General features: G+C 65.6%; 20 protein-coding genes and 1 pseudogene. 8 read left to right on the top strand and 13 right to left on the bottom strand.

Annotation, left to right across the window (positions count from 1 at the left end; genetic code table 11):
- Positions 1-131 precede the first annotated feature (131 nt).
- Positions 132-1,112 (top strand): ABC transporter substrate-binding protein, encoded by a 981-nt coding sequence (locus tag A3AS_RS0122235; protein ID WP_026202246.1) that lies wholly within the window; start codon positions 132-134, stop codon positions 1,110-1,112.
- 346 nt (positions 1,113-1,458) lie between these two features.
- Here the strand turns inward: A3AS_RS0122235 and A3AS_RS0122225 are convergent, their stop codons facing one another.
- Complete coding sequence (locus tag A3AS_RS0122225; RefSeq protein ID WP_018319765.1) at positions 1,459-1,899, bottom strand: hypothetical protein; 441 nt, start codon at positions 1,897-1,899, stop codon at positions 1,459-1,461.
- Positions 1,900-2,277: 378 nt separating this feature from the next.
- Here A3AS_RS0122225 and glgC point away from each other — a divergent pair, with 378 nt between their 5' ends.
- Genes glgC through A3AS_RS0122210 form a run of 3 tightly spaced genes read left to right on the top strand, consistent with a single transcriptional unit; the run spans position 2,278 to position 5,290 of the window.
- Positions 2,278-3,540 (top strand): glucose-1-phosphate adenylyltransferase, encoded by a 1,263-nt coding sequence (glgC, locus tag A3AS_RS0122220; protein ID WP_018319764.1) that lies wholly within the window; start codon positions 2,278-2,280, stop codon positions 3,538-3,540.
- Positions 3,537-4,991 carry a glycogen synthase GlgA gene (gene glgA, locus A3AS_RS0122215; protein WP_018319763.1) on the top strand — a complete coding sequence of 485 codons (1,455 nt, stop codon included), beginning with the start codon at positions 3,537-3,539 and terminating at the stop codon, positions 4,989-4,991. Before glgC ends, glgA begins: the two co-directional genes overlap by 4 nt.
- 38 nt (positions 4,992-5,029) lie before the next feature.
- Positions 5,030-5,290 (top strand): SemiSWEET transporter, encoded by a 261-nt coding sequence (locus A3AS_RS0122210; protein ID WP_018319762.1) that lies wholly within the window; start codon positions 5,030-5,032, stop codon positions 5,288-5,290.
- A gap of 118 nt (positions 5,291-5,408) precedes the next feature.
- Here the strand turns inward: A3AS_RS0122210 and A3AS_RS0122205 are convergent, their stop codons facing one another.
- Positions 5,409-6,203, bottom strand: coding sequence for a class III extradiol ring-cleavage dioxygenase (locus tag A3AS_RS0122205; protein WP_018319761.1), 795 nt, complete (start codon positions 6,201-6,203; stop codon positions 5,409-5,411).
- Between the two features lie 149 nt (positions 6,204-6,352).
- On the opposite strand from A3AS_RS0122205, the gene A3AS_RS0122200 reads away from it, so the two are divergent.
- Positions 6,353-6,532, top strand: a complete 180-nt coding sequence (locus tag A3AS_RS0122200; protein ID WP_018319760.1) for a hypothetical protein — start codon at positions 6,353-6,355, stop codon at positions 6,530-6,532.
- Positions 6,533-6,553: 21 nt separating this feature from the next.
- Here the strand turns inward: A3AS_RS0122200 and A3AS_RS0122195 are convergent, their stop codons facing one another.
- Entirely contained in the window at positions 6,554-8,044 is a 1,491-nt protein-coding gene (locus A3AS_RS0122195) for a carboxylesterase/lipase family protein (protein WP_018319759.1), read from the bottom strand.
- Between the two features lie 81 nt (positions 8,045-8,125).
- Positions 8,126-8,335, bottom strand: coding sequence for a hypothetical protein (locus A3AS_RS0122190; RefSeq protein WP_026202245.1), 210 nt, complete (start codon positions 8,333-8,335; stop codon positions 8,126-8,128).
- A gap of 227 nt (positions 8,336-8,562) precedes the next feature.
- Here A3AS_RS0122190 and A3AS_RS0122185 point away from each other — a divergent pair, with 227 nt between their 5' ends.
- The 3 genes and pseudogenes from A3AS_RS0122185 to A3AS_RS0122175 all read left to right on the top strand — a co-directional run bounded on the left by A3AS_RS0122185 (position 8,563) and on the right by A3AS_RS0122175 (position 12,085).
- Positions 8,563-11,250 (top strand): alpha/beta hydrolase fold domain-containing protein, encoded by a 2,688-nt coding sequence (locus tag A3AS_RS0122185; protein WP_018319758.1) that lies wholly within the window; start codon positions 8,563-8,565, stop codon positions 11,248-11,250.
- A 132-nt stretch (positions 11,251-11,382) separates the two neighbouring features.
- Positions 11,383-11,654 (top strand): annotated as a pseudogene (locus A3AS_RS0122180) (hypothetical protein).
- An 86-nt stretch (positions 11,655-11,740) separates the two neighbouring features.
- Positions 11,741-12,085, top strand: coding sequence for a hypothetical protein (locus A3AS_RS0122175; RefSeq protein WP_018319757.1), 345 nt, complete (start codon positions 11,741-11,743; stop codon positions 12,083-12,085).
- Here A3AS_RS0122175 and A3AS_RS48430 read toward each other — a convergent pair.
- The 9 genes from A3AS_RS48430 to A3AS_RS0122125 all read right to left on the bottom strand — a co-directional run bounded on the left by A3AS_RS48430 (position 12,057) and on the right by A3AS_RS0122125 (position 23,155).
- Positions 12,057-12,212 (bottom strand): hypothetical protein, encoded by a 156-nt coding sequence (locus A3AS_RS48430; protein WP_018319756.1) that lies wholly within the window; start codon positions 12,210-12,212, stop codon positions 12,057-12,059. The genes A3AS_RS0122175 and A3AS_RS48430 overlap by 29 nt on opposite strands.
- 115 nt (positions 12,213-12,327) lie before the next feature.
- Positions 12,328-12,846 carry a septal ring lytic transglycosylase RlpA family protein gene (locus tag A3AS_RS0122165; protein WP_018319755.1) on the bottom strand — a complete coding sequence of 173 codons (519 nt, stop codon included), beginning with the start codon at positions 12,844-12,846 and terminating at the stop codon, positions 12,328-12,330.
- Between the two features lie 167 nt (positions 12,847-13,013).
- A complete protein-coding gene (locus A3AS_RS0122160) occupies positions 13,014-14,177 on the bottom strand; it encodes a serine hydrolase (protein WP_018319754.1) in 1,164 nt (387 codons plus the stop codon).
- 170 nt (positions 14,178-14,347) lie between these two features.
- Entirely contained in the window at positions 14,348-15,598 is a 1,251-nt protein-coding gene (locus A3AS_RS0122150) for a DUF1501 domain-containing protein (protein WP_018319752.1), read from the bottom strand.
- Between the two features lie 2 nt (positions 15,599-15,600).
- A complete protein-coding gene (locus A3AS_RS0122145; RefSeq protein WP_018319751.1) occupies positions 15,601-17,073 on the bottom strand; it encodes a DUF1800 family protein in 1,473 nt (490 codons plus the stop codon).
- A 145-nt stretch (positions 17,074-17,218) separates the two neighbouring features.
- Positions 17,219-19,735, bottom strand: a complete 2,517-nt coding sequence (locus tag A3AS_RS0122140; protein WP_018319750.1) for a M56 family metallopeptidase — start codon at positions 19,733-19,735, stop codon at positions 17,219-17,221.
- Positions 19,732-20,124, bottom strand: a complete 393-nt coding sequence (locus A3AS_RS0122135; RefSeq protein WP_018319749.1) for a BlaI/MecI/CopY family transcriptional regulator — start codon at positions 20,122-20,124, stop codon at positions 19,732-19,734. Before A3AS_RS0122135 ends, A3AS_RS0122140 begins: the two co-directional genes overlap by 4 nt.
- Positions 20,125-20,348: 224 nt before the next feature.
- Complete coding sequence (locus tag A3AS_RS0122130; protein ID WP_084674887.1) at positions 20,349-22,001, bottom strand: NAD-dependent malic enzyme; 1,653 nt, start codon at positions 21,999-22,001, stop codon at positions 20,349-20,351.
- 161 nt (positions 22,002-22,162) lie between these two features.
- Positions 22,163-23,155 carry a tripartite tricarboxylate transporter substrate binding protein gene (locus A3AS_RS0122125; RefSeq protein WP_018319747.1) on the bottom strand — a complete coding sequence of 331 codons (993 nt, stop codon included), beginning with the start codon at positions 23,153-23,155 and terminating at the stop codon, positions 22,163-22,165.
- Positions 23,156-23,184 lie beyond the last annotated feature (29 nt).

Here is a 23,184-nt window from a genome sequence, read left to right as displayed (position 1 = left end):
TCGATGCGCGCGCAATACGGTCGGCCATTTCATTGACTGCACTTCGCGCGGTCATAGACTTGATCGTCTCGCTGCATCGCTCGCTCACGCGTCGTGAGCCAAAATCACAAGCAAGCAACAAGACAGGCTATATGAGCATCAACTCCCACGATCATTCCATCACCCGCCGGCTCGCCGCTTCGCTGTTCGCCGCCGCCATCACGCTGTCGACGACTGCCGCGTCGTTTGCCGCAGACACCGTCGTGCTGCGCGTCGGCGACCAGAAGGGCGGCAACCGCTCGCTGCTCGAAATCTCCGGCTACGCGAAGGACCTGCCCTACAGAATCGAATGGTCGGAATTCCCCGCGGCGGCGCCGATCCTGGAAGCGCTCAACGCCGGCGCGCTCGACGTCGGCTACACCGGCGATCTCTCCTTCCTCTCGGTCTACGCCGCCGGCGCGCCGATCAAGGCGATCGGCGGCACCAGGTCGGATGCGAGGACGCAAGCCATCCTGGTGCGTCAGGATTCGCCGATCAAATCGGCCGCCGACCTCAGGGGTAAACGCCTCGCCGGCACGCGCGGCGGCTGGGGCCAGTTCCTGATCGACGCGACGCTGGAGAAGGCACAGATCAAGCTCGAGGATGCGACCTTCGCGCCGCTCGGCCCCGTCGATGCCAAGATTGCGCTGGTCGCCGGCTCGATCGACGCCTGGGCGGTGTGGGAGCCTTACGTGTCGTTCGCCACGCTGAAGGACAAGGCGCGGGTGATCGCCGACGGCGAAGGCCTGACGCCGACCATCACCTTCATTGTCGCCTCCGACAACGCCATCGCCACCAAGCGCGCGGCGGTGCAGGACCTGGTGCAGCGGCTGAACAAGGCGCGGCTGTGGTCGCTGGATCACGTATCCGAATATGCCAGGAACACCGCCGAGCTGACCAAATTGCCGGAAGACGTGTTGCCGTCAGCCTATACCGCGCAGCGTACCAGCCCGATCGTGATCGACGAGAACGTGGTGAAGGAGGTGCAGGAAGCCTCCGACCGCTCGACGCGTTACGGCATCCTGCCCAAGAAGCTCGACGTGAGCAAAGCCGTCGACCGCAGCTTCACCGCCGCGGCGGCCAGCTCGAATTGAGCGAGATGAATTGCGGACTGAGCCGCGGGCTCGCTCGACCCCTCCCGCTTGCGGGAGAGGTCGGCGCGTTCCGGGCGATGCGAAGCATCGTCCCGCGCGCCGGGTGAGAGCTCTCTCCTCTTGGGGGTTGTCGCCCGCGGAGACACCCCCACCCCAGCCCTCCCCCGCAAGCGGGAGAGGGAGCGCGCCGTGTTCGCGGCAATAGGCAAACCCAACAAGGTGGAACGTAGCGGGATGCGCAGGCCTCGCCTCAAGGCCGGTCCGCTGCATCTCGCCGCGATCGTGCTCACGCAATTGGCCTGCATGAGCCTGATCGTGTGGTTCTCGTTCTAGCCGCGCGCGGTTCTCACCAATATCGGCGATAATAGTGCCGGTGATAGACCCGGTACGGCCGGTAGCCGTAGCCATAGCCGTAATACGGACGATAGGGCCGATAATAGCGCGGATACACCGGCGCGTAGCCGTAGCCGCCGTAATAGGCGGGGGCATAACCGTAGCCGTAACCCGGATAGCCATAGCCGCCATAATACGGTCCGCCGCCGTAATAGCCGTAGCCGTAAGGCGCGCCGGCCGCGATCGCGCCGCCGATGATCGCGCCGGCCGCGAGACCGCCAAGGCCCCAACCCCACCCGCCGCCGCGCCAATGCACTTGCGCGACATCGTCACCAACCGTGGCCTTCATGGCCGCGACGTTGGTCGGCAGCGGGGCCGCTGCCGCCTGTTGAATTTGACCGGCGATGACCACGCCGGCGACCGAACAGGCAATTGCCGTTTTCCAGATCCTCATCGACTTGCTCCCTGTCTAACGTCTTGCTTGGAAAAGGATCGCAGCGACATGATCGGGCATCTTTGCGCCAAGTCAAAGCCCGGATTTTCCAAGCCCGGATTTGCGTGCGGCGCACAAGCCTCGTCCAAGCCTCGTCCAAGCCTCGCTGCGAGCCGGCTGCCGGCATGCGAGGCGGACCAACGCGCCCGCTCTGCCCGACGTGACACCGGTGCAATGCCGGAGCCCCGCGGCCAAGGCAAAGCATTAAGCTTCTCGCCCGCGCAACCAACAACCTACTTCACGATTGACTATTCGTACCGCTACTATCGGTTCCAATGGCGCGAGGCTTCTCGCGACAAATAGCCTCGGCCTGCGCCGGGTGTGAGTGGGAGGAATGACATGAGTGCCGCGAGACCCGAGCCGCTTGCCCGTCAGGCGCTGGCGTTCGTCCTGGCTGGCGGACGTGGCAGCCGGCTGCTGGAGCTGACCGACCGCCGCGCCAAGCCAGCCGTCTATTTCGGCGGCAAGTCCCGCATCATCGATTTCGCGCTGTCGAATGCCGTCAATTCGGGCATCCGCCGCATCGCGGTCGCAACCCAGTACAAGGCGCACAGCCTGATCCGGCATCTTCAGATGGGTTGGAACTTCTTCCGCCCTGAGCGAAACGAGAGCTTCGACATCCTCCCCGCGAGCCAGCGCGTCTCCGAGAACATGTGGTATGTCGGCACGGCGGATGCGGTCTACCAGAACATCGACATCATCGAATCCCACGCCTGCCGCTTCATCGTGGTGCTGGCCGGCGACCACATCTATAAAATGGATTACGAGGTGATGCTGCGCCAGCACGTCGACAGCGGCGCCGACGTCACCGTCGGTTGCCTGGAGATGCCGCGGACGGAATCCTCGGGCTTCGGCATCATGCATATCGACGAGAACGGCTGGATTCAGGAGTTCCTGGAGAAGCCGAAGGATCCGCCGCCGATGCCGGGCAAGCCGGACGTCTCGCTCGCCAGCATGGGCATCTACGTGTTCGACGCCAAGTTCCTGTTCGAGGAGCTCAAGCGCGACGCCGATGACCCGAACTCGAACCACGATTTCGGCAAGGACATCATTCCCTACCTCGTCAAGAACGGCCGCGCGATGGCGCACCAATATTCCACCTCCTGCGTGCGTTCCGGCAGCGACCCCCGCGCCTATTGGCGCGACGTCGGCACGGTCGATGCCTATTGGGCTGCCAATATCGACCTCACTGACGTCGTGCCCGAGCTCGACCTGTTCGACAGCTCCTGGCCGATCTGGTCCTATGCGGAGATCACGCCGCCGGCGAAATTCGTCCATGACGAGGAGAGCCGGCGCGGCCAGGCCGTGAGCTCGCTGGTCTCGGGCGGCTGCATCATCTCCGGCGCCTCGCTGCGCCGCTCGCTGCTGTTCACCGGCGTGCGCATCAACTCCTATGCCAATGTCGAGAACGCCGTGATCATGCCCTATGTCAATGTCGGCCGCGGCGCGCGGCTGAAGAACGTCGTGATCGACCGCGGCGTCGAGATTCCGGAAGGACTCGTGATCGGCGAGGATCCCGCGTTCGATGCCAAGCGCTTCCGCACCACCGAGCAGGGGATTTCGCTCGTCACCCAGCCGATGATCGACAGGCTCAATACATGAGGCCTGTTCGCGTCCTCGCGGTCGCTTCTGAAGTCTACCCCATCGTCAAGACCGGCGGCCTCGCGGATGTCGCCGGCGCGCTGCCGATCGCGCTGAAGGCGCATGGCGTCGAGATGCGCACCTTGATGCCGGGCTATCCCGACGTGATGCGGCTCGTATCGAACGCAGACGAAATCCGGAGCTGGCCGGATTATTTCGGCGGGCCGGGCCGGCTGCTCGCGGGCTCCCATGACGGGCTCGACCTGTTCGTGCTCGACGTGCCGCATCTCTATGCGCGGCCGGGCAATCCCTATGTCACCACCGAGGGTGTCGACTGGCCGGACAATGGCGTGCGCTTCGCGGCGCTGTCGCGCATCGCCGCCGATATCGGCCACGGCCTCGTCCCCGCCTTCGTTCCCGATGTCGTGCACGCCCATGATTGGCAGGCCGGGCTCGCGCCCGCCTATCTACACTATGACAATCGCCCGCGGCCCGGCACCGTGATGACCATCCACAACATGGCCTATCAGGGCAAGTTCGCTCCTGAGCTGATCGGTGCGATCGGCCTGCCCTGGCACGCGTTCAACGTCAACGAGATCGAATATTTCGGCGGCATCAGCTTCTTGAAGGCAGGCCTGCAATTCGCCGATCGGATCACGACGGTGTCGCCGACCTACGCACAGGAGATCCAGAGCGACGAAGGCGGCATGGGATTCGGTGGCCTATTGCGCGCACGCGCGAACGTGCTGAGCGGCATCCTCAACGGCATCGACATCTCGGTGTGGAATCCGCAGGACGATGCGCACATCGCCTACCGCTACGGCGCCGAGGACCTGACCTTCCGGGCGGCAAACAAGGCGGTGCTCCAGCAGCAGTTCAATCTCGATTCCTCCGACGAGGCGCCGCTGCTCGGCGTCATTAGCCGGCTGTCCTGGCAGAAGGGGCTCGATCTGCTGCTCGAGGCCATTCCGACCATTTTGGCCGAAGGCATGCAGCTCGCGCTGCTCGGCAGCGGCGACCGCGATCTCCAGGATCGCTATCAGGCCGCCGCCCGCGCCAATCCCGGCCGGATCGGCGTCGTGATCGGCTATGACGAGATTTTGGCGCACCTGCTCCAGGCCGGATCGGACGCGCTGATCGTGCCGTCACGCTTCGAGCCGTGCGGCCTGACCCAGCTCTGCGCGCTGCGCTATGGCGCCGTTCCGATCGTCTCACGCGTCGGCGGGCTCGAGGACACCATCGTCGACATCAGCGAAGCCGACGCCGCCGACCGCGATGCCACCGGTTTCAAGTTCGCACCCGTGACGGCGGCTGCCCTCGCCGGCACGCTGCGCAAGGCCAACACCGCCTTCCACGACAAGCAGACCTGGCGCCGGCTGCAACGAAACGGCCTTGCGACCGACGTCTCCTGGCGCAACCGCGCCGGCGACTATGCCGCGCTGTATCGCGGGCTCATGACGGAGCGTGCCTGAGGCGATGACCGTCGTCGAATCCATGCTATAGAGCCGGCATGGACCCGTTCGTGATCAAGCTGATCGGCTTTGCCGCCGCCACCTGCACCACCGTGGCCTATGCGCCGCAAGCCATCAAGGTGTGGAAGACGCGCTCCACCGGAGACATCTCGCTCGGCATGTTTCTTGTGATGGTCCTCGGCCTTCTGCTCTGGCTGATCTACGGCCTGCTCTCGGGCGATGCCCCGCTGGTCGCCGCCAACGCCATCACCATGCTGCTCGCCGGCGGCATTTTGTTCATGAAGCTGAAATACGGGTGAGGTCGCGGGATGCCGTAGGGCGGATTAGCCCCCGGTTGCGCGAAGCGCAGTCCGCGGGCGTAATCCGCCACCTTGCCGCACGACGGCGGATTACGCTTCGCTAATCCGCCCTACGGAATCACCCAAACACATACGACGCCATCGCCACACTCGCGACCTCGTCGACGAAGACGCGCTTGCCGATATCGCTGCCGGCGGCGCCGGCAGCCACCATCAGCGGCAGCAGATGATCCTCGCGCGGATGCGCCAGGCGCGCGCTCGGTGCATTCTCCCAATCGACCAGCATCGCGTTGCGGCGGGCCGGATCCGGGTTGCTGATCGCCTCGTTCAGATAGGCCTCGAAGTCATACGAGACCGGCTTGGACTCCGGCCGGTTGAAGCCGCGCATGTTGTGATAGGTCAGCCCGCTGCCGACGATCAGGATGCCTTGATCGCGGAGCGGGGCAATCGCCTCGCCGACCTTGACGTGCTCGGCCGCATCGTAAGCAGACTTCAGCGACAGCAGCACGATCGGCATGTCGGCGTTCGGATACATCAGGCCGAGCGGCACGAAGGTGCCGTGATCAAAACCCTGGTTGGGATCTTCCCGGCATTCGAGGCCCGCGCGCGTGAGCAGCGCCTTCACCTCGGTCGCCAGTTCGGGCCGGCCCGGCGCCGGATATTTGAGATGATAGGTATGCTCGGGGAAACCGTAATAGTCGTACACCATCGGCGGCTGCGCCGAGGTCGAGACGGTGAAGGCATCGGCCTCCCAATGGCCGGTGATGACGAGCACGGCCTTCGGCCGCTCCGGGAGAAGCTGCGGCAACCGGCCGAACTCTTCGGCGGTTCTGGCATATTGCACCCGCCGGTCCTCCATGAAGGGCCAGGGGCCGCCGCCGTGCGACAGGAACAGGGTCGGAAATCGCGTCATGGGGCTCGTCTCATCGGCACTCTGCGCGTGCCCGCGCGTCCGGCGGCGAGCATAGGCAAAGCGGCATGGTTAGCAAGTCGTTAACGATTTGCCGCCCAAAATCCCCGGCGTGGCCGAAGCAGTCGGCCTGAAGACAAGTGAGACGTGAGATGAAGAAGTTTGCGCTGGGGGACGTCGTCAACAGTGACAAGGGCCGCCGCGGCATCGTTCGCGCCGCCTTCAAGTCGCGGGACGGCCAGCAGTTCTACGCCGTCGAGAAGGACGGCGCGATGGACTATCTGGAGGAAGGCCGGCTGACGCCGGCGCCCCGCGTCGAGCTCGCGGCTTAAGTCCAACCATTTTTGTCGGCGCTAGCGCGCGAGCCGGTCGAGACGCTCCGCCAAGGGATCGTCGCCGCTCGCGATGCGCTCGTTGGTGATCAGCAGCAGGCGATCGCTCCCTGCGGCTGCGTCCCAATGCGGCAGACCGGGACCGTTGGGATCGCCGCTCCTGGCGAAGTTGATCCAATAGGACCGCATGCGGCTTGCGACCTCGCGATCAGCCCGCGAGAAGATGCCCGCGCCCGGCACGCCTTCTGCACCGAAGATGAACTGCAACTCGCGCCCGTGCCCAGCCCCAGGACTGGCGCGGCGCGCCTCGGGCACGTAAGCGAAGCGATAGCGAAAGGTCGCCGCGCCGCTTGCGGCATGCAGGCGCGCCAGCAGCCTTGCGGGCTCGGAAAAAACTTTGTCGGTGTAAAATCTTGCCGCAATATCCGAAGGCTTGGCGAGAGAAGGCCTGTCGAGAGAAGGCTTGGCGAGATCGGGATAGAGCTTGCGCAGCTCATCGCTTGTGAGGCCTGACGCTGCAAGCTCCTCCCTGGTATCGAACTCGCCGTCGAAGCCCGTCTCGTCGTCGTTCGAGCCGATCATCAGAGGAGTGCGGCTTTGATGTCCGGCCGCAAAGCCGGCAGCGATATCCTCGGTCACCAGACTTCCATCCATCATTGGCGCGAAGGCATACCGCGATTGCTCCAGCAGACGGCTTTCGGCGGCAAGCAGGCGGCGCGGTTCAGCGGCGCGCAAATCCGCCTGCGGTCCGAGCGCCGCCACGAACTGCCGGCCGGTCGCCTGCGCGTCCTGCACCGAGCGCAGAGGCGCGCGACCGGGCACCGATTGCAGAATGGCCTTCTGGAACAAATCGCGCGACTGCGCGGACAGCATCAGAAGCGCGATCGACGTCGCGCCCGCGTCGCTGCCAAACAAGGTGACGTTGTGCGGATCACCGCCGAAGGCCGCGATGTTGTCATGAACCCAACGCAGCGCGGCGATCTGGTCCATCAGGCCGTAATTGCCGGAGCCGCCGTCCGCCAACGCGGGATCAGCGAGCCAGCCGAGCGCGCCGAGGCGATAATTTGCGGTGACCACGATGAGGCCGGCTTGCGCCAGCCTGGCACCGTCGAACAGCCGCTCATTCGCGGTGCCGCTGATGAATCCGCCGCCATGGATGAACATCATCACTGGCAGCGGGCCGTCGACCCCGAAGGGACGAAACACGTTCAGCGTCAGGCAATCCTCGCTCGCATCAGGCAAGGACGGCTGAAGGCACGGCGCGCCGTAATCGTAGGCGGTGTGCATCTCCGAACTTTCGGGCGTCGGCTGCGGCGGGCGCCAACGCAGCGCGCCGACCGGCGGCGCGGCGTAGGCCAGTCCCTTGAACGAGGCCACCTCGCCTTCGACGGCGCCGAGCATCTGTCCTTCACGCGTCAGCGCGAATGGAAATTGTCCGACCGGCTGCGCCACGGCCGGGCCGGCGCAACACAGGACAATGGAGGCCGCAAGAAGCGCGAGCAGGGATCGCATCTTCGGTGCATCTCGATGCGCGGAACGGTTTCCTGCAGGTTACGTCCGCCGCCGTCGGCGGGGCAAGCCTGCCGGCTCGCACTAACCGCGCTTTGCGAGAATCTCCGCCAGCGCGTGCCGCGCGACGATGCCGAGCTCGCCAAGCGTGGTGTGCCCGGCCCGCGCAGCTTCGATCAGGCGTTCGGCGATGAACCTGCGGCTGTCGTGATCGCCGCCATGCGGCAATTGCCGGCACGTCTGCTCCAGGACGACGTCCATGTTCGCTTTGGTCCGCTCACTCAACTCTGGCATGACGCTCGATCGTTACGCGTGGCTTGTAACCGCAAGCATACACAGGCGGATCGGGCATGATTAGCCCGGGCAATCACGGCCATTGTGCATCGCGGTGCGTGTAGTGCCGCAACATTCACGTGTCACGGTGATGCCGCAAACGCCTACCGAAGATTGCACTTGCTGTGATGACAAGCCGTGCATGTGGCGATAGCCTGCCGGCAAAACAAAACATACGGGAGGATGCCATGCCAGATGCGATGGTTGCCACACGTGCCTCCGATGAGCGCGGAACCGCTCAGCAGGTCGATGTCGCCGTGGTCGGCGCCGGCTTTGCCGGCCTTTACCTGCTTCATCGCCTGCGCAAGGCCGGCCTCTCGGCGGTCGGGCTTGAAGAGGCCGGCGACGTCGGCGGCACCTGGTACTGGAACCGCTATCCGGGCGCGCGCTGCGACATCCAGACCATCGACTACAGCTACACCTTCGATCCCGAGCTCGAGGCGGCCTGGACCTGGTCGGAGAAATACGCGACCCAGCCCGAAATCCTGCGCTATCTCGGCTTCGTCGCCGACCGCTACGACCTCAGGGGCGACATCCGCTTCAGCACCAAGGTCACCGAAGCCAGATGGGACGAGAAGGCCGAGCGCTGGCAGCTCACCACCGACAATGGCCCACCGGTCTCCTGCCGCCATTACATCATGGCCACCGGCTGCCTCTCGGCGCCGAAGCCGCCGGAGATCGACGGCGTCAAGGATTTCAAAGGCGAGGTCTATTTCACCGGACGCTGGCCGCATGGCGGCGTCAATCTCGCAGGAAAGCGCGTCGCCGTGATCGGCACCGGCTCGTCGGCGATCCAGTCGATCCCGCTGATCGCCGAGCAGGCCGCGCATCTGACCGTGTTCCAGCGCACGCCGAACTTCGCACTGCCCGCGCATAATGGCCCGGCGCCATCGGACCGCATGAGCCTTTTGCAGGGCGATCGCGCCGCCTATCGTGAGCAGGCGCGCCAGTCGATGGCGGGCGTGCCCTATCCGCAGCAGATGGCAGTGAGCTGGCAGCTCAGCGACACCGAGCGCCGCGCGCGCTTCGAGGAAGCCTGGAGCAAGGGCGATCTGGTCTATATCCTGACCCAGCTCTGGGCCGATCAGGCGGTCGATGTCGACGGCAACAAGCTGATCTGCGATCTCATCCGCGAGAAGATCTCGGCGGCCGTGAAGGATCCCGAAACCGCCGCGGCGCTGATGCCGCACGACCATCCGTTCGGCGCCAAGCGTCCCTGCCTCGATACCAACTACTATGCCACCTACAACCGGCCGAACGTCACGCTGGTCAATCTGCGGCAGGAGCCGATCAAGGCGATCACGGCAAGTGGCATCTCCACGAACGGCCGCAGCTTCGACGTCGACGTCATCGTGTTCGCGACCGGCTTCGACGCCATGACCGGCGCGATCCGCGCCGTGCATCCGATCACCGGGCGCGGCGGCAAGTCGCTGACCGATGTCTGGGCGCAGGGGCCGCAGACCTATCTCGGGCTCACGGTCGAAGGCTTTCCCAACTTCTTCATGATCACCGGGCCGGGCAGCCCGTCGGTGCTGTCGAACATGGCGGTGTCGATCGAGCAGCATGTCGACTGGGTGGTCGACCGACTGGCCGCATTGCGTGATGCCGGTTTCACCACGATCGAGCCGACCGAGACGGCGCAGGCCGGCTGGAACAGACACATGGCCGACTGTTCGATGCTGACGCTGCATCGGCTCGCCAACACCTGGTACACGGGCGCCAACGTCCCCGGCAAGGTACAGGGCCTGATGCCCTATACCGGGGGCGTCGGCCCCTATCGCAGCATCTGCGACGAGGTGGTCAGCCGCGGCATGCTCGGCTTCAGGCTCACCGGCCCTGGCGGCACGGAGCAATGCAATGACGGCGAGGTGGTGCGGCTGCAGCCCGACGTGCGGCTGGTGATGAACCTGCTCACATCGCTGAATCTGCCGCCGATCGAGTCGATGGGCGCGATCGGCGCGCGCGAGTTCGTGAACGAGTTCAACAAGGGCCGGCCCGCCGGACGGCCGATCGGCGACATCATCGACGGCACCCTGCCCGTCACGGGCGGCGCGCTGCGGTACCGCGTCTACAAGCCGGCGACGCCGGGCCCGCATCCGGTCGTGGTCTATTTCCACGGCGGCGGCTGGGTGCTCGGCGACGAGCAGTCGGACGAGCCGTTCTGCCGCGACATGGTGCGGCGGACCGGCATGACGTTCGTCAGCGTCGGCTATCGCCACGCCCCTGAGCATCGCTTCCCGACCGCTGCCGAAGACGGCTATGCGGCCACGCGCTGGATCGCCGAACACGCCACTGAACTCGGCGGCAAGCCGGGCCCGGTAATGGTGGCGGGCTGGAGCGCCGGCGGCAACATCGCCGCCGTCACCTGCCAGCTCGCGCGCGACCGCGGCGGGCCGGAGATCGCTGGCCAGCTCCTGATCTGCCCGGCCACCGACTGCACCTTCGATCGCCCGTCCTATAACGACAATGCGACCGGCTACTTCCTGACGCGATCGCTGATGTACTGGTTCTGGGACCTCTACTGCTCGCCGGCGGACCGCACCGATCCGCGCGCCTCGCCGCTCCGCGGCAGGGTCGAAAGGCTGCCGCCGGCCTTCGTGGCGACCTGCGAGTTCGATCCCTTGCGCGACGAAGGCATCGCTTATGCCGAAGCGATGGCGGCCGCAGGCGTCCCGGTCGAGCAGCTCAGGGCGCACGGCCATTTCCACTCGTCCTTCACCATGGTCGATGTGGTGATCACGGGCGTGCCGGGCCGCGTGCAAATGGCGGAAGCCTTGCGACGCTTCGCCGGGCTGCCGCCGGAGATCAGCCGCGGTGACGAGGACAATCACGGCAACGCCAGCCCAGGGCACAAAATCGCGGCGGCCGCGAGTTGAGCGGAAACGGAGCGGCCGGGAACCTTTTCCCCGCTGCCCCGTTAAGTGCTCGTGGCATTGAGATGCAGCGACAGGTATGGGCCCCGGCACGCAAATCCGCGTGCTGGGGTGTTTTTTGCGTGAGGTGGGACGATGGGGGACGTGGTTGCGGCTTCAAAGGTCGATTTCGATGCGCTGGCGGCCCTGCATAAATGGCCATCGCTGGCAAACCAGCGCCGGCCGGACCGGGAATCATACCCGATAAGGGAAGGCACGCTCGACGAGTGCATATCGGCGTTCATGGGGAAGCCGGCGACGACCCGGCATCTCTATGAGATCCGGACGCGGCGCAGCCGCCGCTCGTGACCGGCATCCTCTCGCCCGAACACGTCATCGAGCTGTCGCGCTGGAGAGAATTTCTCTGACGGCGCTTCACATGCAGGCGCGTTAGGAACCTTCTACCGGTTTTTCCCGTTGGTGGAAATCGGAAGTCAAGGCGTGAGTGCCTCACATGCTTGCAACTGGCGTACTACCCCCGGTCGTGCCCTATGGCGCAGACAAGACCCTGTTCGTGGTGATCGATCGCCTCGACCAGGCGACGGAGATTCGCATCGAGCGGAGCGATCTCGAAACCACGATCGGCGAGTTCGTCGCCGGTTGCTTCAACGACCCCATCAAGGTGATTTCGTTCAACACGCTCGAACATTGGATGAAGGACATCTCGACCGATGTCGCCGGCGCGATAAAGGCGCGCTGCGACATCTATGGCATAGAGCTGCCCGATTATCTCAGCGACTTCGTCGAGAGCCATAGCATGAATGCGGGAGTTAAGCGCGGCGATGCTTGCCGGCGATGACTTCGATCTCGCGGCGACGCTCGCCCGCGAAGGTCAGGAGCCTTTCGATCGTCAGCGTATCCGTGATCCGTTTGGCGAGCCGCTCGGCGCGCGCAGCCTGATCTTCGAGATACTGGATCGTGTTCAAGCGCCGCCTCCCCAGAAGACCCCGAACCTGGAGCCTCGACTTGTTGGACAGCCATGGTGCGACAGAGCAGCTAACAGCCGGTTAAGTGCGCGGGTCGATCTCGACGGGCCGGGCCTCATTGCACGACGTCGAGCCGGACATTGGTGATGCCCCTGTCGACCATGCCGAGCGCCTCGGCCGCGGAAGGCGAGACGTCGACGACGCGTCCGCGGATATAGGGACCGCGATCGTTGACCCTGACGGTCACGAAGCGGCCGGAGGAAACGTCGGTGACGCGCAGCTTGGTGCCGAATGGCAGGGTCGGATGGGCCGCGGTCAATTCGTTCTTGTCGAACTTCTCGCCGCTCGCCGTCTCCGTATCCGAATAGAAGCTGGCAACGCCGTGCGAGGCCGCTTGCTTTGCATCGCCGTTGGAAATGCGCGCCCGGCTGATCGGCCTTGGATGCAGCGCCGCCACCCGGTGCGGCCGCTCGATCGCGGCCTGCCGGCCGGTGCCCCCGAGATCGGCCTTCTGGCGGCCGACAGGCGATTGCGCGCAGGCGGCGAGCGAGGCGGCCCCGACGATGGCCAGCAGCAGCCGGCTCGCGGTTGCCAGTGAAATCCGGGCAGTTTCGGCACGTGCAATGCAAGACATGATGCGCCCTCCGAACTGCCCGGAGTTTCGGTGGGCAATGAGGGCAGAACCTTGTCGGAACAAAAGCGGGCGTGGGGCCGCCGCCGTTTCGCGTCAGCTGTGACGATTCCACCACACCTGCATGTCCTGAATCGGGACGGCGACCGCCCCAGAGGGGCCCTTCCCGTTCAGGCCGGAGGCGGGATCGCGCGCAACACGTCCCGGAAGACGCCGAACTGCAATCGAAACGCTTGCGAGCTGTAGTCCTGATAGTAACCCGCAGTCACTGCGACGACGAGATCGAGTTCCGGGACGATGCGGATCGACTGCCCGCCGCGGCCCAGCGCGCCGATCCAGTTGATCTTGCGGTCATTGAGGCGCGTTTGGCCGCGCCACCACAGATATCCGTAGGTTTGAGAGTCCGTCGCCTTGATCTTCTCTGCCGTCGAAGCCTCGATCCACGCCTTGGAGACGATCTGGCGGCCGTTCCAGCGACCGCCCGCAAGCACGAGCTGGCCGATCTTGGCCATGTCGCGCGGTCGCAAGCGCAATCCTCCTCCGGCATCGGTATCCCCCCTGTACCGGCCCCACGCCGTGCCGGTGATACCCAGAGGCTCGAACAAATTCTCGCGCGCGAATTCATCGAGAGGACGTCCCGTCGCCTTGCGGATGATGGCCGACACAAGCGTGAGCGCGCCGGTGTTGTAGAAGAACTCCTGCCCCGCCGCGGCGGTCACGGGAAGACCGAGAACGTAACGACACGGATCCCATGCCATATGCATGCGCGTCTCGTCATTGTCGTCGTCTCCCGTCGCGGGCGTCGCCTCGACCCACTTCAGGCCCATCGACATGGTGAGCACATGCACCAGCCGGATGCGGTCCTTTTCGGGAGAACGCAAGTCGGACAGCTCGGGGAAGAAGCTGAAGATCGGCTCGTCGACGCCGCGTATCAGCCCGCGATCGATCGCAATCCCGACGACGAGCGATGCAACGCTCTTCGAAACAGACTTCATGTTGTGCAACGTATCGGCATCGAAGGCGATGGTTTCCACACGGCGGCCGTAGATGTAGCCGGGTATCTCGTCGGCGCCCTTGAAGTAACGCTCGAACGCCAGCTTGCCGTCGCGGGCGACCAGCACCGCATGGATATTGGCATCGCTCGCGGCGAGCCGGTCGGCCATCCCGCACAGCGCCTCGCGATTGACGAGACTGTCGCCAGCGACGGAGCCGCCCGGCCAGCCGTCGCCCCGTTCGGGCGGAACACCGCAGCCGTCGGCTGCGTTCGCGCAGACCGCGGAGAGCGGCGCCAGTGCGGCGCCGCCGAGAAGCGAAATGAACTGGCGCCGCCTCATGCGAGCCTCATCCCTGTTGCGGCGCGGAGCCAGCTTCGGCGCCGGCGTATCGGAGCTGCGCGTTCTCCCTGAGGATGCGCGCGAACTCACGCCAATAGAGCCTTTGCCAATTCGTCTTCAAGCTGGCGAGAAAATCGAGCTCTCTTTGCGTCAGCGTGCACATTGCGCCTTCAGGCCACAAGGCCCCCCATCGGCTTGACGTCGGCGCTGCCGGGGAAAACCGCTTCCGCCAGCACCTTCTCCTCGACGCGCAAATGATCCCTGAGCAGGCCCTTGAGCACGGCGCGCAGATCGGTGGTCGGCTTGAGGTCGCGATCCTCGAACAGTTGCGCCGGCTTCAGCCCCGGCCAATCCGCGATCACGCGGCCGCCGGCGAGCCCGCCGCCGATCAGGAACGCGACCGTGCCGGTGCCGTGATCGGTGCCTTGCGTTCCGTTGATGCGCGCGGTGCGACCGAACTCGGTGACCACGGCGACCACGGTCTCGCCCCAGGCCTCGCCCATATTGCTCTCGATGGCGGCGAAGGCGCCGTCGAGCGCGCCGAGCAGATTGTAGAGCTGGCCCGAGGCCGCGCCTTCGGCGATGTGCGTATCCCATCCGACGAAGCCCATGGCGCCGACGCGCGGACCGTCTTGCTTGGCGAGATAGCGCGCGGCGGTGCCGGCGGCGTCGGCGAAGTAGGCGCGCACGCGCGCGATGCCCGGCGGCGCCAGGGTCGGATCGTCCGACATCGCATCGCCCGCGCTGGGTGCCCCGCTGAGCGAAGCGAGCTTCATGCGCGCCTGCAGCACGGTCGCGAGCTTCGGATCGGTGTGCTGGTAGAGATCGAGCAGGCGGCTCTGCGTGTCCTCGCTCGCCGGGAGCAATTTCTGCGGCACCCATGTCATGACCGGCGCCGAGCCGCGCACCACCAGCGGCGTCACCGAGCCGATGCCGAGCGCGCGGCTGCCGCGTGGATCGACGCGGCCGCCCGATTCCAGCGCGAGCAGCGCGCGGTTGAGCCATCCCGAACTGGTCATACCGGGCTTGACGAGCCCGCTCTCCAGCACGTCCTGGCCGTCGAAATGCGAGCGCTCGCGATAGGGCGTCGCAACTGCGTGGACGATCGCCGCCTTGCCGCTCTTGTAGAGCCGGTGCAAATTCGGCATCGCCGGATTGAGCGCGAAGAAGGCATCGAGCGGCAGCGCCGGCGGCTTGCCGTCCAGCACCAGCGCGCGATCGCCGCGCAATGAGATCCAGTCGGGATCGCCGACCGGCGCGACGGCGCCGAGACCGTCGAGCGCACCGCGCAGCACGATGACGAGCAGGCGCGGATCGCGCCCCTCCGCACGCGCGATCCTGGGCATCTGGCTCCATGCGAACAGCGCGCCGGAACCGACCAGAAGCTCGCGTCGCGTGGGCAAATGATTGACGACGCCCATGCTCACCTCCTCTGAAAATCCGCCGACATGAACAGCAGCGCCAGCGCCTGCTGCCGGCTCTCGGCGCGGCCGACCGCCTGCTTCACCTCGGGGGCGATCTGCGATGCAAAGACGTCCTCGATGATGGCTTGCGGATCGGCCATGCCGGTGATGCGCTCCGCGAAATTGTTGGCCACGTCGAGCCGCCGGCCGACGCCGTCGATCCAGCTTGCTTCATCATCCGGATAACCCTTGGGCGCGGGCGGACGCCACAGCGCCTCTCCCAGCAGCTCCTGGCCGCCGGTGAAGCGGACGGGATCGACCTGCGTGATGCCGGTTGCGCGCACCATGCCGACGACCCATTCGCCGGGACGCTTGAGCTTCGACGGCGGCGCGCGCCACGCCTCGTCCGACGACACCATCAGGGTCGCGACCTGCTTGAGATCGCCCTCGGTGTCGCGAAAAACCTTCGCCATCTGTTCGACCAGCGCCGGCGGCGGCTCGTCGGCGACGAAGTGGCGCGCGAGCTTGGTCGCGACATGAGTCGCCGTTGCCGGATGCGTAGCGAGATCGCGCAGCACGGCGCGGCCCTGCTCGACATGCTCCTGCTCATAGCGCTTGCCGAGCACGGTCTGTCCGCCGGGCTCGTGCAGCCGCGGATTGAAGGTGAACTCGCCGCCATGCTGGGGATCGGCGCCCGGCGGCACCAGCGTCCAGCCGGTCAGCACGTTGGCGAAGTTGATGACGTCGTCCTGGGTGTAGCCGGAGCGCACGCCGAGCGTATGCAGCTCCATGATCTCGCGGGCAAAGTTCTCGTTGAGGCCGCTGCTGCGGTTGATGCCCGCGGTCGAATTCGCCCCCATCGAACCGAGATTGTCGAGATAGAACAGCATCGCCGGATGGCCTTCGACGGCCAGCAGGAGATCGACGAACCGGCCAAGCGCATTGGCGCGAACCGCCTCGCGTTCATAGGCGCCGGACATGCTCTGGATCCGGTTGGCCGAGACGCAGAAATGATTTGACCAGAACCAGACCAGCCGCTCGGCAAAGCCGATATCGGCTGCAAGCGCCGCCTCCGTGCGCAGCTTGGCTTCCTGCAAATACATCGGACGTCCGGGATCAGGAATAGCGTCGGCGGCTTGCTTCGCCGCCATCTCGGCGGCGTCCTTTTCCTGGCCCGCTTGCCCCTGCGTCCGCGATTGCGGCTGAGCCTGGTCGTCAGCTGCGGTGGGCGCCGACGCCATCTGCTGCTTCTTGGCCTGCTGCTGCGCTTGCTTGGCGCGGGCCGTGCGCCGCGCATTGGCATCGGCCACGGTGCGATAGGCTTTCGCACTGGAGGGCAGGCTGGCCGCCGCGGCGAGCACGAGCGGCCGGTCGAGCTCGGCGATCAGCGCGCCACGCGGGTCGCTTCCCAGCGCGGCAATCGAGCCTGGCCGCGGCCCCATCCCAAAGCGATGGAGCGCCAGCACGGCTTCGGCCTTTGCGGAATTGCTCATGGCGAATGCCCAATTCTTCGAGCCGGCCCGACGGTGTCCGTTCGAGGCTACGAAATGTAATGCTACAAACCGTAGCACTTGCGCGTCCGGCCGACAAGCGGAGATTGAAACATCTCCATCAAGACATCGGGAGCGGCCGGCGGCCCTAGAAATTCGGCCCGAGCGCGATCTTCGTGATGGTGTCGTTCCTGACGCCGATGCGCCATTCCGCCGAGCCGTTGGCGAACTGGGCGATGTAGATGTCGCTGTCGAGCGCGGTGACGCCGCGGAAGGAGACCGCACGCAACGCACCGAGCCGCGCCAGGATCGCTTGGTCGAACGGCAACTGCTGACGCGTGATGTCGGCCACTTCCGAGGTCATGTGCTCGTAGTCCGGCTGTCCTCTGCCGACGCCCTCGATATAGCGGCGCAGCATCGCCTCGCCATTGGCGATCGGAACGGCGCGGCGCGCGGCGCGACCGGGATGCGCGCCGATATTCGAGGCTTCGACATTGTGGAAGCGGGTCTGCCGGCCCGGCATCAGGATCTCCAGACACCGTCCCGATTTGTCGGCGATCATCCAGGGATTATTTACGGTGGCGGTGGTGAACCAAGTCATGTTGGGCCTGACGATCTGCGCCTTGCGATTGCCGTCCGCGTCCAGCTTGAACACCTGGATGTCGTCGGCCATCTCGTTGTAGAGCATGATCCTGATCGGCGAGGTGCCGGCGCGGCCGCGAACGCTCGCCTCCTCCGCGCAAGGCACGATGCCGCCGAGCTCCTCATTGCCGTCGGCCCGGAACAGCACGTCGCCGGCCTTGCCGTCCGGCTCGATCATCAGGCGAAATTCCGCCGTGCCGTTCTCGAACTTCGCGCCATAGATGTCGTAGCCGCCGGGGCCGACGCCGCGGAAGAAGATCGATTGCACCGCGCCGAGCGCCACGAACGTCGTTTGCGACTCGCTGAGCTGCCGGTGAACCTTGGCCGCCAGCGGCGCACTCATCCGATCGTAGTTGGGCGTACCGCGGCGAAGATCCTCGATGCCGCGCAAGATCATCTCCTTGCCGCCGGGCGCCGGGACCTGCTCCCTGAATCGGTCAGGCACTTCCGCAAGGCGGCGCGCGAAATCCGCCTCGATCGCCTGAGCCACCGCCGCATCGATCCGGGGCGCCAGGCGGGCGCCAAAGACCGAATTGTGCACCAGCACGCGCGAGACCTTTGATTGCTCGTCACGCAGGAAGATCAGGAGATTTTCGCCACGAATTGAGAAGATGTCGGCACCTTCGGCGAGGAGCGTCGCCGGGCCCAGCACGGTTTCCTGCACCCGGAGCCGATCACCGTCACGCCGCACCGTCAGCACGCGGTTCGGCGCAATCCTGTACCAACCGACATACGGATCGAGCGATACCGGCTCGGCTACCGCCGCCGGCATCTCGGCGACACGAACCGCACGAATGTCGCGGCCGTTCATGCGCAGCGTCAGCTCGGACGAGCGGCGCTCCGCATCGAGCGCGAAGGTGATCTCGCCGGACGAGGCCGCGTAGGACGCCGTGCCGTCATTGCCGACCGTCAGGCGCAGCCTGCGCTGGCCCGTGAGCTGGCCATAAAGCTCGTCGCCCTCGCGGAAGACGGCGAACACCGAGGTCGGACCCATGGCGTAGAAATTGACGAACGGGCGGTAATGCTGGACGGGCACCTCGCCGATATCCGCGGCCACGGGCGCCGCGTCCGGCGTGCGATAGGCGATCATGCCGGCGGACACGATCACCACGGGGACGATCGCAGCCGCGATCCACAGCCGCTTGCGCCAGCTGACGGCGACGGGCATCGCGGCAGCCGCGATGATGCGCTCGACACGGGCGCGAACGGTCGAGGCCCGCGCCATCGCGAGCTCGACCGGGCGCGGCTTCACGGTGCTGGCGAAATCGAGCAGGATTTCCGCATAGGACAGCCGGTCGTCGATCACCTCGATCGCCTCGGCGTCGCTGATGATCTCGGCGAGCTCGGCAAGCCGCGCCAGCTGCCACCACGAGAACGGGCTGAACCAGAACACCGCGCGGTTGAACGACGCCAGCAGGAGGACGTAGAAATCGCGGTTGACGACATGCGCGCCTTCATGCGCGAGCACCGCAAGGCGCTTCTTCGCGTCCCAGCTGAAAAATTGCGGCGGCACCAGAATGGTCGAGCCGAAGGTGACGGGGCCGCCGACATCGCGGCTGACGCGCACGTCGGCGTCGATCATCTGCAGGCCCTTCATCGGCTTTGCCGCGCGCGCCAAACGCCAGGTCAGGCAGAGCCCGATCGCGAGCCGCAGCAGCAACAGGCCAGCGACGCCGGCATAGATCACGGTGGCAGCGAGCCACCAATTGATCGAGAGCCCGCTTCTGGCCTGCGGCGCGATGGCAATGCCGGGCGCGACTGGCAGCGCGGGCTGCGGCGTCTCCAGCATCGAGACGTCGGCCGGCAGAAAATCATCCGGCACGGCGACCGGCAAGGGCAGCCGGGTGATCGTGAGCGTCGGCCAATGCATCACGAACGGCATCGCCAGCGAGGCCAGCAGCACGACGACCCAGGCCGTCATGTGAACGTGCGGGTTGCGCACGCGAAACAGATTGAGACCGAACCAGACGACGCCTCCCAGCACAAGGGAGCGCAGTGCCGCCTCCGCCAGAGTTGCGATCATTCTTTCTTCACTCCCCTCGCCTTCTTCGCCTTGGCCACCTGGTCGGCCAGCGTGCGCAATTGCTGCTGGTCGAGCATCTTGTTGTCCACCATGCCGACGAGGACCTCCTCGATCGAGCCGTTGCAGAACCAGTCGACGATGCGCTGCACCGCCTTGGCCGCAACCTTCGCGCGCGGCTCGGCGGCCTGGTAGACGTAGGTACGTCCGTCCACGGTGTGATTAGCATAGCCCTTTTCTTCCAGCCGCCGCAGCACCGTGCGCACCGTCGATTCCTTCAGACGCCGCGACAACCGCTCGCGCACGATTTCGGCCGTGACAGGACCATGGGCCCAAACCAATTGCATAACCTCGTGCTCGAGGTCGCCCAGTTCGGGCAAACGATCGTCCATGGCGGCTTACCTTGCGGATTGAGTTTTCTTGTAGCGCTACAGACTGTCGCATATGCAGCCGCGCGGCACAATGGCGATTCCACCTGGGATGGTGACGCGATGCTGACCTAACGAGGCTTGATTCAGACAGTCGTCACGCCCGGGCTTGTCCCGGGCATCCACGTTCTTCGCACGACGCGGCGAGGCGTGGATGGCCGGGACAAGCCCGGCCATGACGGTGTCGCTCAGTAATGCGGCTCGTACATCTGCGACTGCACGAGCGCCTTGACGTCATTGGGCGCGGGTCCGTCGGCGAGCCCTCGTTGATAGGCGACGTCGGCAACGGCCGCGGCGATGCGGACCGAGACCTCGCGGATGCGCGGCAGGGCCGGATAGAGGCTGCCCTGCGCGAGATCTTCCTTGCCGACGCAATCGGCGAGCGTATGGGCGGCCGCCATGAACATCTCGTCGGTCACCAGCTTCGAGCCGCTGGCGATGACGCCGAGGCCGACGCCGGGGAAGATGTAGGAGTTGTTGCCCTGGCGCGGCACGAAACTGCGGCCGTTCAGCGTCACCGGATCATACGGACTACCGCAGGCGAACAGCGCGCGCCCATCGGTGTAGCGATAGGCGTCCTCCGCCGAGCATTCGGCCTTCGAGGTCGGGTTGGACAGCGCGAACACGATCGGCTGTTCGTTGAGCTCGGCCATCGCCTTGAGCACCTCGGGCGTGAAGGCGCCGCCAACCGCGGCGACACCGATGATCGCGGTCGGCTTCAGCGTCTTGATCGCGGTGAGGAAGTCGGCGATCGGCGCTTGACCCGTATGCGCATAGCGCAGCTTGTGGCCGGAAAGGCCCTCACGGCCGCCGACGACGAGCCCGCGGGAATCCACCAGCCAGTTGCGCCGGAGTGCTTCGGCTTCCGAAGCACCCTCCGCCATCATCGCGGAGACCACGAGATCGGCAATGCCGGTTGCCGCCTCACCTGCGCCGAGGAACAGGATGCGCTGATCCTTCAGCTTGCCGCCGTTCACGCGTAGCGCCGAGAACAGGCCAGCGAGCGCGACCGCCGCAGTGCCCTGGATGTCGTCGTTGAAGACGCAGGCCTCGTCGCGATATTTGTGCAGCAGCTTGAACGCCGAATGATTGGCGAAATCCTCGAACTGGATCAGCACGCCCGGAAAGGTTTTTCGCGCGGCTTGCATGAATTCGTCGACGAAGCTGTCATAGGCCTCGCCCGTCAGCCGCCGCTCGCGCAGGCCGAGATAATAGGGATCGTTCAAGAGCTCTTCGTTGTTGGTGCCGACGTCGAGCACAATCGGCAGGCACGCTTCCGGATGCACGCCCGCGCAGGCCGAATAGAGCGAGAGCTTGCCGACCGGAATACCCATGCCGTTGGCACCGAGATCGCCCAGTCCCAAAATGCGCTCGCCGTCGGTGACGACGATCAGCTTGGCCGCATAGGGCCAGTTCTTCAGAATGTCCGCGATCTGACCGCGGTCGCGCGAGGAGATGAACATGCCGCGCGGCCGCTGGAAGATCAGGCCGAATTTCTGGCAGGCGAGCCCGACCGTCGGGGTGTAGATGATGGGCTGGATCTCGTCGATATTGTCGACGACGACGCGGAAGAACAGCGCCTCGTTGCGGTCATGCAGCGCGTTCAGCGCGACGTATTTTTCCAGATCGGTCGGCAGCGTTCGCAGATTGGTGAGGACGCGCTGAGCCTGCGTCTCCATCGTCAGCACGCAAGGCGGCAACAGGCCGCGCAGGCCCAGCGCCTCGCGCTCGGCTTCCGTGAAGGCGGTCCCCTTGTTGAGCAAGGGATCGCGCAGCAGTGTCATGCCTTGCGGCGGATTGGACGATGTCGGTTGGGCAACGACCCGGGCAGGTCTATTCACGAATTCCCCCAAGAAGCTTCATATTGAACCGCGGACATTGTCGGCCAGCGCTCCATTGAGATCAAGGACGTAGCGACGGAGGCATCGATTGTGATCTCGCACCGCAGCGAGACTCTCGCGAACGACAGGCAGTCGCACGCGAAAAGGTTAACGTCGCAAGGCTATTCCGGCTTGATATCGGCAGCCTTCACGATCGGCCACCATTTCTCGGTCTCGGCCTTCTGGAACGCCGCAAGCGCTGCGGGCGTCTGCTGCGCCGGGTGCGGAATCTCCTGCCCCAGTTCGGCAAAGCGCTGCTTGACGGCGGGCTCGGCGAGCACGGCGATGATGGCCGCGTTGAGCTTGGTGACGATGTCCTTCGGCGTGTTCTTCGGTGCCCAGATGCCGTGCCAATAGGAGATGTAAAGGCCGGGCAGGCCCGCTTCGTCGACGGTCGGCACATCGGGCGCAGACGCGAGCCGCGTCGGCGAAGTCACCGCGAAGGCCTTGATCGCGCCGCTCTTGACGTGCGGCAGCGAGTTCGAGGCCTGGTCGAACATGATGTCGATCTGCCCGGCGACGAGATCGATCATGGCAGGTCCTGCGCCGCGATAGGGCACGAACTGGAAGTCGGTGCCGGTCTTGTCCTTGAAGAAGACGCCGGCGACATGTGCGCCCGTGCCGGCCCCGGCCGTCCCGGCGGTGGCCTTGCCGGGGTTGGCCTTCAGCCAGGCGATCATCTCTTTCAGGCTGTTCGCCTCGAGCGACTTCCTGCCGACGATGAGCTGCGTTCCCATCGCGATCATTGCGACCGGCTCAAAATCGGCGACCACGTCATAGGGCAGCTTGAAGATCGCGCCGTTCAGCACATGGGTGCCCCAATGGCCGATGGTGATCGTGGTGCCGTCGGGTGTCGCGCGTGCAACGCGCGCGCCGGCGATGCTGCCGGATGCGCCCGCCACGTTCTCGACCACGACCGTGGTGTGCAGCGCGGCGGCGATTCGCTCGGACAGGATTCGCGCCAGCGTGTCGGTCGGGCCTCCCGCCGCGAACGGTACGATGAGGGTTATGGGGCGCGATGACTGGGCGCTTGCCGGTGCGCACCACATCGCGCATCCAATCAACGCGCCAACGACGATCACATGACCGCGCAACACGGCCCACAGCCCCCGCATCAGCCTCTCCCACCCTTTTTGCCGCCCGC

Source organism: Bradyrhizobium sp. WSM2793, from assembly GCF_000379585.1.
GTDB lineage: Bacteria > Pseudomonadota > Alphaproteobacteria > Rhizobiales > Xanthobacteraceae > Bradyrhizobium.
The sequence above is the reverse complement of the archived record's forward strand: the minus strand, read 5'-3'. Positions and strand labels throughout refer to the sequence as shown.

Excerpts from the sequence above, each read along its gene's own strand:
- A3AS_RS0122145 (WP_018319751.1), bottom strand. The coding sequence starts at position 17,073 with ATGAGCAATTCCGCAAAGGCCGAAGCCGTGCTGGCGCTCCATCGCTTT.
- A3AS_RS0122225 (WP_018319765.1), bottom strand. The coding sequence starts at position 1,899 with ATGAGGATCTGGAAAACGGCAATTGCCTGTTCGGTCGCCGGCGTGGTC.
- A3AS_RS0122140 (WP_018319750.1), bottom strand. The coding sequence starts at position 19,735 with ATGATCGCAACTCTGGCGGAGGCGGCACTGCGCTCCCTTGTGCTGGGA.
- A3AS_RS0122160 (WP_018319754.1), bottom strand. The coding sequence starts at position 14,177 with ATGAGGCGGCGCCAGTTCATTTCGCTTCTCGGCGGCGCCGCACTGGCG.
- A3AS_RS0122190 (WP_026202245.1), bottom strand. The coding sequence starts at position 8,335 with ATGCCAGAGTTGAGTGAGCGGACCAAAGCGAACATGGACGTCGTCCTG.
- A3AS_RS0122185 (WP_018319758.1), top strand. The coding sequence starts at position 8,563 with ATGCCAGATGCGATGGTTGCCACACGTGCCTCCGATGAGCGCGGAACC.
- A3AS_RS0122165 (WP_018319755.1), bottom strand. The coding sequence starts at position 12,846 with ATGTCTTGCATTGCACGTGCCGAAACTGCCCGGATTTCACTGGCAACC.
- A3AS_RS0122210 (WP_018319762.1), top strand. The coding sequence starts at position 5,030 with ATGGACCCGTTCGTGATCAAGCTGATCGGCTTTGCCGCCGCCACCTGC.
- glgA (WP_018319763.1), top strand. The coding sequence starts at position 3,537 with ATGAGGCCTGTTCGCGTCCTCGCGGTCGCTTCTGAAGTCTACCCCATC.
- A3AS_RS0122125 (WP_018319747.1), bottom strand. The coding sequence starts at position 23,155 with ATGCGGGGGCTGTGGGCCGTGTTGCGCGGTCATGTGATCGTCGTTGGC.
- A3AS_RS0122195 (WP_018319759.1), bottom strand. The coding sequence starts at position 8,044 with ATGCGATCCCTGCTCGCGCTTCTTGCGGCCTCCATTGTCCTGTGTTGC.
- A3AS_RS0122175 (WP_018319757.1), top strand. The coding sequence starts at position 11,741 with ATGCTTGCAACTGGCGTACTACCCCCGGTCGTGCCCTATGGCGCAGAC.
- A3AS_RS0122135 (WP_018319749.1), bottom strand. The coding sequence starts at position 20,124 with ATGGACGATCGTTTGCCCGAACTGGGCGACCTCGAGCACGAGGTTATG.
- A3AS_RS0122235 (WP_026202246.1), top strand. The coding sequence starts at position 132 with ATGAGCATCAACTCCCACGATCATTCCATCACCCGCCGGCTCGCCGCT.
- A3AS_RS0122150 (WP_018319752.1), bottom strand. The coding sequence starts at position 15,598 with ATGGGCGTCGTCAATCATTTGCCCACGCGACGCGAGCTTCTGGTCGGT.
- A3AS_RS0122205 (WP_018319761.1), bottom strand. The coding sequence starts at position 6,203 with ATGACGCGATTTCCGACCCTGTTCCTGTCGCACGGCGGCGGCCCCTGG.
- A3AS_RS0122200 (WP_018319760.1), top strand. The coding sequence starts at position 6,353 with ATGAAGAAGTTTGCGCTGGGGGACGTCGTCAACAGTGACAAGGGCCGC.
- glgC (WP_018319764.1), top strand. The coding sequence starts at position 2,278 with ATGAGTGCCGCGAGACCCGAGCCGCTTGCCCGTCAGGCGCTGGCGTTC.